This is a genomic window from Paraburkholderia sp. SIMBA_027, assembly GCF_046535315.1.
Classification (GTDB): Bacteria; Pseudomonadota; Gammaproteobacteria; order Burkholderiales; family Burkholderiaceae; genus Paraburkholderia; species Paraburkholderia tropica.
The window spans coordinates 133,639-146,952 of the sequence record NZ_JAWRWY010000011.1; the positions used below are offsets into that span (position 1 = coordinate 133,639).

Here is a 13,314-nt window from a genome sequence, read left to right on the forward strand (position 1 = left end):
CATGAACGTTGCAAACACAACCAATACGCGCTATCGCCCCGCGCGCATCCGCACGGTGCTGGTGGCCAATCGCGGCGAAATCGCCGTGCGCGTGATCCGCGCCGCGCACGAACTCGGCATGCGCGCCGCCGTGGTAGTCAGCGACGCGGATCGCGACAGCCTCGCCGCGCGCATGGCCGACGAAGCCGTGCACATCGGCTCGTCGCACGCGGCGAAAAGCTATCTGAATCCGGCGGTCATTCTCGACGCCGCGCGCCAATGCAACGCCGACGCCGTGCATCCGGGCTACGGTTTCCTCTCCGAGAACGCCGACTTCGCGGCGCAGGTCGAAGCGGCCGGCATGATCTTCGTCGGCCCGGCGCCGCAAGTCATCGCGACGATGGGCGACAAGGCCCGCGCCCGCGAGACCGCACAGCGCGCCGACGTGCCGACCGTGCCGGGCAGCACCGGCGTCGTGCAATCGCTCGACGAGGCGCGCGAAGTCGCCGCGCGCATCGGCTATCCGATCATGATTAAAGCAGCCGCAGGCGGCGGCGGTCGCGGCATTCGCGTCGCGCACGACGCGGCCCAGCTCGACGCGGAACTGCCGCTCGCGCAGCGCGAAGCGCAGGCGGCGTTCGGCGACGGCGGCGTCTATCTCGAACGCTTCGTGAAGCACGCGCGCCACATCGAAGTCCAGGTGCTCGGCGACGGTCACAACGTCGTGCATCTATTCGAGCGCGAATGCTCGCTGCAACGACGCCGTCAGAAGATCCTCGAAGAAGCGCCCTCGCCTTCGCTCACGCCCGCGCTGCGCGCGCAACTGTGCGCGTCGGCCACGCGGCTCGCGCAACAGGTGGGTTATCGCAGCGCGGGCACGCTCGAATATCTGTTCGACGAAACGCGCGGCGAGTTCTACTTCATCGAAATGAACACGCGCATTCAGGTCGAGCATCCGGTCACGGAGGCGATCACCGGCATCGATCTCGTGCGCGAAACGCTGCGCATCGCCGACGGCGAGCCGCTGCGATTCCAGCAGAGCGATATCGTCATGCGCGGCGCGGCGATCGAGTGCCGTATCAACGCCGAAGATCCGTTGCAGGATTTCCGCCCGAATCCTGGCCGCGTCGATGAACTGATCTGGCCGACCGGCCCCGGCGTGCGCATCGACTCGCTGCTGTATCCGGGCTACGTCGTGCCGCCGTTCTACGACTCGCTGCTGGCCAAGCTGATCGTGCACGACGAGAGCCGCGCCGCCGCGCTCGACCGTCTCGCGCGCACGCTGCGCGAGCTGCATATCGGCGGGCTGAAAACCACCGCGCCGCTGCATCAGGCGCTGCTCGCCGACGACGACGTGCGCGCCGCGCGCTATCACACCAACTTCCTCGAAACGTGGATGGACGCCTGGCGCGCCGCCTGCGCTGAACCCAAGCAGTCGAACCCGCAGGAGGCATCGTGACGATACGCTACACCTATGGCGGCGACGAATTCGTCTTCGCCGAGATCAGCGAGGACATGTCGCTCGACGCGTTCTTCAAGGGCACGGCGATCACGCGCGAACTCGCGCGCCGCGAGGTTCCAGGCGTAACCGAAATCTGTCCGGCGAACGCCTCGTACCAGGTGCGCTACGACCCGGACGTGATCGCGCCCGACGCGCTCGTGGCGCTGCTGAAAAGCATCGAGGCCGAAGTGGGAGAGGCCACGCTCGACATCGACACACGCATTGTCGAAGTGCCAGTGCTCTACAACGATCCGTGGACGCACGAAACGCTGATGCGCTTTCGCGAGCGTCATCAGGATCCGGAATCGACCGATCTGGAATACGCCGCGCGCATCAACGGCAAGCGCGACGTCGACGAATTCATCGCCGCGCATGCGGATTCGCCGTGGTTCGTCTCGATGGTCGGTTTCGTCGCGGGCCTGCCGTTCATGTATCAGATGGTCGAGCGCGAACGCCAGTTGCAGGTGCCCAAATACCTGCGCCCACGCACCGACACGCCGAAGCTCACCGTGGGTCACGGCGGCTGCTTCGGCTGCATCTATTCGGTGCGCGGCGCGGGCGGCTACCAGATGTTCGGCGTCACGCCCGCGCCGATCTTCGACCCGCAACAGCGTCTCGATTATCTGCGCGATTTCATGGTGTTCTTCCGTCCCGGCGACATCGTGAAGTTCAAGCCCATCGACCGCGCGGAATACGACGCGGCGCTCGCCGCCGTGGAAGCGGGCACGTTCGCGCTGCGCACGCGGCCCGTGCGCTTCTCGCTCGACGCCTTCCTGCGCGATCCCGACGCGACCAACCGTTCTCTCGTCGAGGTGCTGTATGCCGACTGACACGCTCAATCTGATCGAAGTCGTGAAACCCGGCCTCGCCACCTCGGTGCAGGACGGCGGCCGCCAGGGCTACTATCACGTGGGCATTCCGCCGTCCGGCTCGCTCGATCAGTATTCGTCGCGCGCGGCCAATCTGCTGGTCGGCAACGATGAAAACGCGGCTGTGCTCGAATTCACACTGCTCGGCCCCGACCTGCTGTTTCATGCCGATGCGCTCGTCGCGCTCACAGGCGCGGAAATGACGCCGAAGATCGACGGCGTCGTGCAGCAAAGCCACACGGCGCTGCGCGTGCGCGCGGGCAGCAAGCTGAGCTTCGAGTACGTGAAGCGCGGCGCGCGTGCGTATCTCGCGGTGGCGGGCGGCATCGACGTGCCCGAGGTGCTGGGCAGCCGCTCGACCTACACGCTCGGCGCGATCGGCGGGCACGAAGGCCGCCGTCTGCAAAAGGGCGACCGCATCGGCTTCGGCGCTGCGCGCGGCGCGGGCCGCGAAGGCACCGAATTGCCGCCGGCGATGCGCGCGAAACTGGACAACACGGTGGCATTGCGCGTGCTCACCGGGCTCTATCACTACCGCCTGACCGACGAATCGGCGCACAGCTTTTTCGACGATGAATGGATCGTCGCGCCCGAGGCGGACCGCATCGGCTATCGCTACAAGGGCGGCACGCCGCTGCGTTTCCGCGACCGCGAACAGCCGTTCGGCGCCGGGGCCGATCCGTCGAATATCGTCGACGCCTGCTATCCGATCGGCTCGATTCAGGTGCCCGCGGGACTGGAGCCGATCATCCTGCATCGCGATGCGGTCTCGGGCGGCGGCTACGCGACCATCGGCACGGTCGTCAGCGCCGACATGGATCTGATCGGCCAGATGCAGCCCAATCATCGCGCGCGTTTCGTGAGCGTGACGATGGACGAGGCGCTCGCGGCGCGCAAGGCATATCAGCATCGGCTCGCGCTGCTGCGTGAAGCGTTGCAGACCTGAAGGCTGCCGTAGTCGTCCCAGTCGTTGTACTCGTCGTAGTCGAACCCGCAGTCCTCACCCGCTTGTAAAAAACCAGGCCCGCGCCGCTTCCGGCGCGGCGTCTCACCGGCTCCATTCTCAACTCGCGTTCCGTGCGGCCTCGCGCCACCCGGCGGATGCGCTCGCGCTTTTTTGTCTGATCAGGCTGCCCGACCGGCGTCACGGCAGCCCCGTTGCCGCACGCGCGGCGCGGCCCCGACGCCGTTCATCGATTTGCCGATTCGAGGAGCACGATCATGGCCAACCTGGCTCAGGAAAGCACGGAGGGCGACGTCGACCTGTCGACGCGCGCCATCCCCGATAGCGCGAGAATGCCGCCCTTCTCGCTGACGATGGCGTGGTGGGCCGTCTGTAGCGCGGTGTTCTACATCGTCGTGGGCGCGACGCTCGCGCTCAATTACGGCGCGCGCAACGCGCTGATCGGCATGGCGCTTTCGGTGCTGTCGTATGGCGTCATCAACACGATCATCAGCCGCTATGCGATTCGCACCGGCCTCTCCGTGGCCTTGTTTTCACGCGTGCTGTTCGGCAGCGTGGGCGCGGCGCTGGCGACGCTGATCTTCTTCGCCACCGCCATTTACTACGCGGTGTTCGAAGGCTCGGTGATCGCCGTCGCGGCCAATCATCTGTTTCCCGCGCTCGACTACAAATGGGCCGCGCTGATCGTGGTCTGCTACAGCGTGCCGCTCGTGTTCGGCAGCGTGCAGCACTGGCTCGACAAGTTCAACGGCGTGCTGCTGCCGTTTTATCTGCTCGGCCTGCTCGCGGCCGTGGGCCTCACGACCTGGGAATACGGCTACAACGCGGCATGGCTCGACTTCGGCCCCAAGGGCGCGGTGCCCGCGAACGGCTGGTGGCAATGCTTCGTCTACTACATGGGCGTGTGGGTGCTCATGATGTTCACATTCGACTATGCGCGTTTCGGCCGCAAAAAAGACGCGGGCTATCACGGCCGCTTCAACTTCGGCATTCCGTTCTATCTCGTCACGTTCCTGCTCAACGGCGCAGCGGGCATTTATCTCGTCAGCACGATCCCGGGACTCGGCACGCTCTCCGAAGTCTCGGTCGTGCTCGCGCTGCTGAAGCTGATGGGCATCTGGGGACTGCTGTTCGTCTGGGTCACGCAGTCGCGCATCAACACCGCAAACTACTATCTCGCGACCATCAACATGCAGGCCTTCTTCCGGAAAGCCGCCGGTTTGCACGCGCCGAAATTCGTCTGGGCGCTCGTGGTGGGCGTGGTGGTCTACACGCTGATGATGGCCGATATCTTCTCGAAGATTCTGCAAGCGCTCGCGTGGCAAGGCGTGTTCGTGGTGGCGTGGGTGGGCGTGGCGCTCTCGCATATCACCTCGACGCGCTATGAACGGCTGATCGGCGCCGATATCGAATGTCGCGATTCGCACGTGCCGCAATTCAATCCGGGCGGATTGATCGCGTGGTTCAGCGGCGCGTTCGTCGGCTTCGCGCTGAACACGGAGACCGGCTTTGTCGCTTCGCTTTCGGCGCCCGCCACTTTCGTGATTTCGTGGGCCGTGTATAGCGCGCTGCTGGCCGGCGCGAAGCGCACGTGGTTCGTGCGCAATCTGTGACGAAGGCATAGCGCAATAAAAAAGCGCGTCCTCGATGGACGCGCTTTTTGCTTTTCACACTTCAACGGTGCAGCGTCAGTTCTTCGCCTGCACGCTGTCCGCCGACCAGCCGCCGCCCAGCACCTTGTACAGCGTGACCTGGTTCGACAGCTTCGCCAGTTGATCGGTGACGAGCTGCTCCTGCGCCGTATAGAGCGTGCGCTGCGCGGTCAGCAACGTGAGGAAGCTGTCCGTGCCGGTCTTGAAGCGCGCCTGCGCGAGATCGTAGTAATCCTGCGCCGACGTCACGTAATCGCGATCCGCCGCCACTTGATCGACATAGGTCGCGCGGCCCGCCAGCGCATTCGCGACTTCCTTGAACGCGGTCTGAATGGCCTTCTCGTAGTCGGCGACATCGATATCCTTTTCGATCTTCGCGACATCGAGCGACGCCTTGTTGCTGCCGTAATCGAAGATCGGCATCGTAATCGACGGGGCGAAACTCCACGCGCCCGTGCCCGCCTTGAACAGCTGCGAGAGACTCGTGCTCGCCGTGCCCGCCGACGCGGTCAGTTCGATCTTCGGAAAGAACGCCGCGCGCGCCGCGCCGATATTCGCGTTCGCGCCCTTGAGCGTGTGCTCGGCCTCGATGATGTCGGGGCGGCGCGTGAGCAGGTCCGAGGGCGCGCCCGCGTCGACGTCGGCGAACAGCGCGTCGCTGTCGAGCAGCGTGGGGCCGCCGTCCAGATCGTCGGGCAGCGCGCAGCCGATCTGTGCGCTCAGCGTGTTGCGGTCCTGCGCGACGGCGCGCGTGTACGACGCCATGCTCGCCCGCGCGCTCGCCAGCGAAGTCTGCGCCTCGCGCACGTCCTGCAACGACGCGCTGCCGATCTTCATCATGCTGACCGTGAGGTCGTAGGTGCTCTGATCGGCCGCGACGGTATCGGTCGCGACTTTCAGCAGCGCCTCGTCGGATTGCAGTTGCAGGAAGTCGGTCGCCACATCGGCCACCAGCGTCAGTTGCGTGCTGGTGCGCGACGCCTCGCTCGACAGATAGTTCTCCAGCGCCTGACGCTTGAGACTGCGCAGGCGGCCGAAGAAGTCGATCTCCCATGACGTCGTGCCGACCGACGCGGTATTCGAATGGCTGATCGCGCCGTCGGTGCGCGTGTTGGTGATCGAGCCGCCGGCGTCGATGGTCGGCGCGAGCGCCGCGCGCGTGATGCGGTACTGCGCCTCGTACTCGGCCACCTGGAGCGCCGCCACGCGTAGATCGCGATTGTTGTCGAGCGCGAGCGCGATCAGCTTCTGCAGACGCGGATCCTTGAAGTAATCGCGCCAGCCGACATCGGCGGCGAACGGCGCGGCAGCGGGCGACGTAGCGGACGACGTAGCGGGCGCTGAAGCCGCCGAAGCCGACGATGCCGCCGAAGCGCCCACAGTCTCATACGCGGCCCCGGTCGGCCACGCGGCATCGACCGGCGCGGCGGGCCGCTGATAAGCCGGATCGAGCGAACAGGCGCTCAGTGCAACCGCACAGAGCGCGGATAAAAGCTTCAATTTCATTCTGAATCTCCGGCAGTCCCGGCGTGGTCGCCGTTATCGTCGGCATGGCCTTTGTGAGCGTCGCCGTGCTCGTTGAACAGCTTGCGCACGACGATGAAGAACACAGGCACGAAGAAGATTGCGAGTGCGGTGGCCGCGATCATGCCGCCGGCCACGCCGGTGCCGATCGCATGGCGCGCGGCCGAGCCCGCGCCCGTGCTCACCACGAGCGGCAGCACGCCGAACACGAACGCCAGCGAGGTCATGAGAATCGGCCGCAAACGCTGATGCGCCGCTTCGAGCGTGGCCTCGACCAGTCCGCGTCCTTGCGCCTGCAAGTCCTTCGCGAACTCCACGATCAGAATCGCGTTCTTGGTGGCGAGCCCGATGGTCGTCAGCAGACCCACCTTGAAGTAGACGTCGTTCGAGAGTCCGCGCAGATGCGCACCGAGCAGCGCGCCGAGCACGCCGATCGGCACCACGAGAATCACTGCGATCGGCACCGACCAGCTTTCGTACAGACCCGCGAGACAGAGGAACACCACGACCAGCGAAATCGCGTACAGATACGTCGCCTGCGAACCCGCGAGCACCTCCTGGAACGACTGTCCGGTCCATTCGATGCCGAAACCGGTCGGCAACTGCTTCGCGACTCTTTCGACGGCCGCCATCGCCTGCCCCGTGCTGACGCCGGCCGCGGGCTGCGCGCTCATCTCCATCGCCAGCTCGCGGTTGTAGCGCTCGATCTGCGGCGGCCCGAAGGTCCAGCGCGTCTTCGCGAACGCGGAGAACGGCACCATCTCGCTGTCGTAGCCGGAGGTGCTGGTGGTCGAACTCGACGTGCTCGACGTCGACGTCGACGAAGAAGAACTCGACGACGATGACGAAGAAGACGACGACGAATCCGCCCGCACATACCACTGCCCCACATCGTTGGGCATCATGCGATAAGGCGCGTCGGCCTGCACATAGACCTTCTGGATGCGGCCCGTATCAATGTAATTGTTCACGTACGACGAGCCGAACGCGGTCGACAGCGTCGAATCGACATCCGAAATCGACAGGCCGAGCGCGCTCGCTTTTTCACGGTCGATATCGACGTAAAGCTGCGGCGTGTCTTCGAGACCGGCGGCGCGCGTCATCGCGAGCGACGGTTCCTTCGCGGCCAGCGCGATGAACTGATTGCGCGCCTTGAGCAGCTTGTCGTGACCCTGTCCCGCGCGGTCTTCGATCTCGAAGTCGAGACCGCTCTGCGTGCCGAGGCCGTGAATCGCGGGCTCGTTCATCACGAAGACCTGCGCGTCGCGGCTGCCCGCGAACGCCGCGTTCGCGCGATCGATCACCGCCTGCGCGCTGTCGTTCGAGCCGCGCACGCTCCAGTCCTTCAACTGCACGAAAGCGAGCGCGTTGTTCTGCCCTTGCCCGTTGAAGCTGAAGCCGTTCACGGCCATCACGTGCGAAACCGCGTTCTGCTTGAGGAAGTATTGTTCGACGGCTTCGACCGTCTTGACCGTCTTCGACGCGGGCGTGCCGACCGGCGCCGAGATCGACACCATGATCGAGCCCTGGTCTTCTTCGGGCAGATACGAGGACGGCAGCGTCACATAGAGAATGCCGACCACGCCCGCGATCAGCGCATAGCCCAGCATCCAGCGCACCGGCTTCGAGACCACGCCCGCGAGCGAGGCGCTATAACGCGCATTGCTCTTCGTGAAAAGGCGATTGAACGCACCGAGCAGGCCGCGCCGTTCGTGATGCTCGACGGCGGAAGTCGTCAGCAGACTCGCGCACAGCGCGGGCGTGAGCGTCATCGCCAGCAGCACCGAGAGCACCATCGCCGAGACGATGGTGACCGAGAACTGCCGGTAGATCGCGCCGGTCGAGCCGGAGAAGAACGCCATCGGAATGAACACGGCCGTGAGCACCGTGGTCACGCCCACGAGCGCGCCGGTGATCTGGCCCATGGCCTTCTTCGTCGCGGCCTTCGCGTCGAGTTTCTCCTCGGCCATGATGCGTTCGACGTTTTCCACCACGACGATGGCGTCGTCGACGAGCAGGCCGATCGCCAGCACCATCGCGAACATCGAGAGCACGTTGATCGAGAAGCCGATCGCCGACATCACGCCGAGCGTGCCCAGCAGCGCAACCGGCACGACGATGGTCGGAATCAGCGTCGCACGCAGATTCTGCAGGAACAGATACATCACGAGGAACACGAGGATCACCGCTTCGAAGAGCGTCTTCATGACCTCCTCGATCGAGATCTTCACGAACGGCGTGGAATCGTACGGATACGCAATCGCCACGTCCTTCGGCAGCTGCGGCTGCAGTTCGACGAGCTTCGCGCGCACGGCCTTCGCCACCGACATCGCGTTCGCGCCGGTCGAAAGCTTGACCGCCAGCGCTGAGGCCGGCTTGCCGTCGAGGCGCGACGACGTATCGTACGAATCGCCCCCCACTTCCACGCGCGCCACGTCCTTCACGCGCACCTTCGAGCCGTCGCTGTTCACGCGCAGCAGGATGTCGCCGAACTGTTCGGGCGTGGTCAGCAGGCTCGACGAGGAAATCGTCGCGTTGATCGCCTGCGAATCCGTCGCGGGCGCGCCGCCGAGTTCGCCGACCGAGAGCTGCACGTTCTGGTTCGTGACCGCCGTCGTCACGTCGGAGGCCGTGAGGCCGAAGCTGCGCAGCTTGACCGGATCGAGCCAGATGCGCATGGCGTGCTGCGCGCCGAACAGCGTCACGTCGCCCACGCCGTTGATCTGCGTGAGCGGGTCTTCGAGCTGCGAGGCGATCACGTTGCCGAGATCGATGGAATTGAGCGAGCCGCCCGGCGAGGACAGCGCGACGATCATCAGGAAGTCGCTCGACGACTTCGCCACTTCCACGCCCTGCTCCTGCACCGTCTCCGGCAGCGAGGCGCTCGCCTGAGTCACCTTGTTCTGGACCTGCACCTGCGCGATGTCCGGATTGGTGCCGGGCTTGAAGGTCAGCGTGATGGTCGCCTGACCCGCGCCGCTGCTCGTCGACGACATATAGAGCAGATTGTCGATGCCCGAGAGCTTCTGCTCGATCACCTGCGTGACGGTCTTCGCCACGGTGTCGGCGGACGCGCCCGGATAGGTCGCCGTGACCTGCACCGAAGGCGGCGCGATGGTCGGGTACTGCTCGATCGGCAACGTGGTGGTCGCCGCGCCGCCAATCAGCATGATGACGATCGCGATGACCCACGCGAGGATCGGGCGCTGGATGAAGAAACCTGCCATGCGCCCTCCTTACGATGCCGTCGCGGCCGAGCTTGCCGATGCGGCGGGCGCATCTGACGCCGACGTTGCCGCCGAAGCCGAGTCAGCGGCTACATGCACCGCCACGCCGCTCTGCACCTTCTGCAAGCCGTCGACGATCACGCGGTCGCCCGCCTTCAGCCCGTTCGTCACGATCCACTGATCGCCGTACGCGCTATCGGCCTGCACCGACACCTCTTTCGCGTGGCCGGTCGCATCGACGATCCAGACGCTCGCGCCGCCATCCGACGCGCGCGTGACAGCCAGTTGCGGCACCAGCAGCGCGTTCGTGCTCTCGCCTTCGTCGAGCTGCGCGCGCACGAACATGCCCGGCAGCAGTTCGCCTTCGGGGTTCGGGAAGATCGTGCGCAGCGTGACCGAACCGGTGGTCGCATCGACCGTGATGCCCGCGAACTGCAGCACGCCCGGATGCGCGTACGACGTGCCGTCCTCCATCACGAGCTGCACCGCTGCGCCGTTGCCCGCGCGCTTCATGCGGCCCGACGCGAAGGCCTTGCGCAGGCGCAGCCAGTCGGCGCTCGAACGCGTCACGTCGAGATACATCTCGTCGTAAGCGTGGATGGTCGCGAGCGCCGTGGTCTGGTCGGACGTCACCAGCGCGCCCTCGGTCACCGACGACGCGCCGATGCGCCCCGAAATCGGCGCGGTAATGCGCGTGTAGCCGAGGTTGATGCGCGCCGATTCGAGCGAGGCGCGGTCGGCGATCACGTCGGCCTCGTCCTCGCGCACGGCGGCGATGGCGTCGTCGTTGTCCTGCGCGCTCACCGCGTTGATCTTCACGAGTTGCGCGTAACGGTCGGCCTTGGTTTTCGCGGACGCCAGCGTGGCCTCGGCCTTCGCGAGCGTGCCGCGCGCCTGATCGTAAGTCGCCTGGTAGGTGGCGGGGTCGATCTGGTAGAGCACCTGACCGGCCTTCACGTCCGAGCCTTCGACGAACAGACGCTTCTGCACGATGCCGCCGATCTGCGGGCGCACGTCCGACACCTTCAGCGACGACAGCCGCCCGGACAGCTCCGCCGTCATCACGATGCGTTGCGGCGCGAGCGTGCGCACACCGACATCGACGGCCTGAGCGGCGGGCGTGTCGCCGCCATGACGCTGACAACCGGCGATCGCCAGCACGGACGCGCAAACGAGCGCGGCGGCGAGCCAGCGCGGCTGGCGCGCGGCTCCCCGGCTTGAATGTTTGAGTTGCGGCATAGATCCCATCGAATACGTTGAAGCTCCCGACTGGGCGGGGCGCGGAGCGAAACAGCGCGGAAAGATTTCGTAAGGCTGAATGGCGTAGAAATGAAGGCTGCCCGGCGGCGCGCCGAGCACGACCCGCAGCGGTTTGCCTCGGAGTACCAAACGATCGGCGGCGTTGCGCCCTCGCGCTCGTGCCGGCGACGACCGTGCGTTTCACCGCATCGCTGCGGTGCTTGTCTCGCGCGGCGCATCGACTTCGTTTGCTTCGCACCGTTGCCAATGACCGCTGCCGGCGTTTCAACCCTGAATTCCAGACTCGCGCTGCAATCCCGAATAACTAAACTGAACGGTATGGTTTATAATTGAACCATTGATCGCTGTCAATCCGATTACAGCTTTCCGGCCTCACGCGAATGTTTCAAATCGTCACTGTCACGGCATTGCGCCGCGAATCGAGAGGCGTGCACGAGAAAGTGTGCAAAGGGCGGGAAGCGGCCAATCGGGAGCGGAGTCCCCATGAGAAAGAAAACGGAAGAAAAGCGCCAATCCATTATCGACGCGGCCCTGGAGGTGTTCCGGGAGGTCGGTTTCGAGCAGGCTTCGATGACGCAGATCGCGACGCGCTCGGGCGCCTCGAAGGCCACGCTCTATAGCTATTTCGACTCGAAAGAGGCGTTATTTGCTGAAACAATGACGAGCCGCGCAAGTTCGGAAATCCGCCAGGCGTTCGATCGCCTGACGCTCGACGTGCCGCTGCGCGAGTCGCTGACCGCGTTCGGTCTGCACTATCTCGGTGCCGTGCTGCAACCGTCGTTTCTGTCGACGCGCCGTCTGTGCGTGCAGGAAGTCGACCGCTCGAACGTAGGCCGGGTGCTCTACGAGACCGGCCCGCAGCAAGGTCTGATGCATGTGCGCGACTTTCTCGCGAGCGCCATCGAGGCGCGCACGATCCGCCCGTGCGAGCCGGAAGTCGCCGCGCGCCATCTGCTCGCGCTGATCGAAGCCGAGCTGGTCGAACTCGCGCTGCTCGGCTACGAAGTGAAGACGTCGCGCGCGAAACTCACGCCGGTCGTGAACCGCGCCGTGGATGTGTTTGTCGCCGCTTATGCGGCAGGCGCGCCAGCGGCGAAATGAGCGCGGCGCGCGACGCGCGCGGTGAACGTCCGCAGTGAACGTCAGAACACGTGCTGGATGCCCGCGTAGACGCCCGTCTGCGAGGCGCCCGCAATCGGATTGCCGCTCGCCGCGCCCGTGCCCGCCGCGTTGGCATTGAGCGAGAAGTTCGCGCCGCTGCTGTTGCGCACGCTGGCCGCCTGGAAATCGAGCAGCGTGCGCGTGGAGAGGTTGTACGAGCCGCCGAGCGTATAGATCGTCGCGTTGCCGCCGCCCTTGTTCGCGTTGACGTGATAGACCGCCGCGATCAACGCGGCCGCCGGGGAAATGCGCCACGTCACGCCGCCCCATTCGTGATCGAGCGTCGTGGGCGCAACGCCCGCCGTCGCGCTGCCGCCCGAGGTGCGAATCGCCTGATACGCGCCCTGAATCTTGAATGGCCCGAGGAACACATTGAGCGCCGCCGTGTATTCGCGCGAGGCCGTAAAGGGATTGTCGAATTGTCCGTTGGCGGGATCGCGAATTTCGTCGTAGATCGCCCGCGCCTGGAATAACGCCGACGTATAGGTCAATTGCGCGCCCGCCTCGTGGCCTTGCGCCGTCGTGCCATTGCCGTTCCAGTTCGTCGCGTTGGACAGCGCATATTGGCCGTAGAAGTCGAAGCCCGCGTATTTCGGCGTCTGATACGAAATCGTATTGCTCGACGACGGCCAGTTTCTGCCGCGCACAAGCGAGCCCGACGACCACGCCGATTGTCCGAACGGATCGAAATCCCACACGCCGTTGGCAATGAAGAACTGACGTCCGAGCAGCAGCGTGCCGTAGCGATCGCTGCCGAGCCCCACGAACGCGAGACGATTGAACAGTTGACCGTCGCCGGCGCCCGCGCCGTTCGTCACGTTCAGCGCGCCTTCGAGCTGGAAGAGCGTCCTCAGTCCGCCGCCCAGATCCTCCACGCCTTTGAGCCCCCACATGCTCGCGCTCCAGTCGCCATTCTCGGCACGCCAGCGCGACGCGCTGCCGCTATTCGTGGGCACGCCGCTCATATATTCGATACCCGTATCGAGGCGGCCATACAAGGTCACGCTGCTTTGCGCCTGCGCGGCGCTCGTTGCCATCAGCGTCGTGAGCGTCGTCAACGACGCCGCCATCCAAATCGTGCGATTCAAATCCAGGACTCCTGTCGATCAGTTTCGTTGGGTTAAGCCGAAAAAACGACAGGATTGTTCAGTGAAAACCGACACGCGGCAAAGCAGCA

9 protein-coding genes are annotated in these 13,314 nt (G+C 65.2%); 5 read left to right on the forward strand and 4 right to left on the reverse strand.

Features of this window, described 5'->3' with window-relative positions:
- The first annotated feature begins 1 nt into the window (after position 1).
- From SB764_RS21585 to SB764_RS21600, 4 genes are all read left to right on the forward strand, one after another.
- Complete coding sequence (locus SB764_RS21585) at positions 2 to 1,438, forward strand: acetyl-CoA carboxylase biotin carboxylase subunit (protein ID WP_321905249.1); 1,437 nt, start codon at positions 2 to 4, stop codon at positions 1,436 to 1,438.
- The gene (locus tag SB764_RS21590) at positions 1,435 to 2,310 is read left to right on the forward strand and encodes a 5-oxoprolinase subunit B family protein (protein ID WP_065057832.1); all 876 of its coding nucleotides are present in this window, start codon (positions 1,435 to 1,437) and stop codon (positions 2,308 to 2,310) included. Before SB764_RS21585 ends, SB764_RS21590 begins: the two co-directional genes overlap by 4 nt.
- Positions 2,300 to 3,295: a biotin-dependent carboxyltransferase family protein gene (locus SB764_RS21595; protein WP_065057831.1), complete on the forward strand. Its 996-nt coding sequence runs from the start codon at positions 2,300 to 2,302 to the stop codon at positions 3,293 to 3,295. Before SB764_RS21590 ends, SB764_RS21595 begins: the two co-directional genes overlap by 11 nt.
- A gap of 275 nt (positions 3,296 to 3,570) precedes the next feature.
- Positions 3,571 to 4,926 carry a purine-cytosine permease family protein gene (locus SB764_RS21600; protein WP_410864816.1) on the forward strand — a complete coding sequence of 452 codons (1,356 nt, stop codon included), beginning with the start codon at positions 3,571 to 3,573 and terminating at the stop codon, positions 4,924 to 4,926.
- Between the two features lie 75 nt (positions 4,927 to 5,001).
- On the opposite strand, the gene SB764_RS21605 is transcribed toward SB764_RS21600, so the two are convergent.
- The 3 genes from SB764_RS21605 to SB764_RS21615 are packed head-to-tail and all read right to left on the reverse strand — an operon-like array spanning position 5,002 to position 10,955.
- Entirely contained in the window at positions 5,002 to 6,471 is a 1,470-nt protein-coding gene (locus SB764_RS21605; protein ID WP_410864818.1) for an efflux transporter outer membrane subunit, read from the reverse strand.
- On the reverse strand, positions 6,468 to 9,716 hold the full coding sequence (locus SB764_RS21610; RefSeq protein ID WP_183716508.1) for an efflux RND transporter permease subunit: 3,249 nt from the start codon (positions 9,714 to 9,716) through the stop codon (positions 6,468 to 6,470). Before SB764_RS21610 ends, SB764_RS21605 begins: the two co-directional genes overlap by 4 nt.
- Before the next feature lie 9 nt (positions 9,717 to 9,725).
- The gene (locus SB764_RS21615) at positions 9,726 to 10,955 is read right to left on the reverse strand and encodes an efflux RND transporter periplasmic adaptor subunit (protein WP_410864820.1); all 1,230 of its coding nucleotides are present in this window, start codon (positions 10,953 to 10,955) and stop codon (positions 9,726 to 9,728) included.
- Between the two features lie 504 nt (positions 10,956 to 11,459).
- Between SB764_RS21615 and SB764_RS21620 the strand changes: the two genes are divergently transcribed.
- Positions 11,460 to 12,077 carry a TetR/AcrR family transcriptional regulator gene (locus SB764_RS21620; RefSeq protein WP_065057826.1) on the forward strand — a complete coding sequence of 206 codons (618 nt, stop codon included), beginning with the start codon at positions 11,460 to 11,462 and terminating at the stop codon, positions 12,075 to 12,077.
- Between the two features lie 41 nt (positions 12,078 to 12,118).
- On the opposite strand, the gene SB764_RS21625 is transcribed toward SB764_RS21620, so the two are convergent.
- Positions 12,119 to 13,207 carry a porin gene (locus SB764_RS21625; RefSeq protein ID WP_410864922.1) on the reverse strand — a complete coding sequence of 363 codons (1,089 nt, stop codon included), beginning with the start codon at positions 13,205 to 13,207 and terminating at the stop codon, positions 12,119 to 12,121.
- Positions 13,208 to 13,314: the final 107 nt, after the last annotated feature.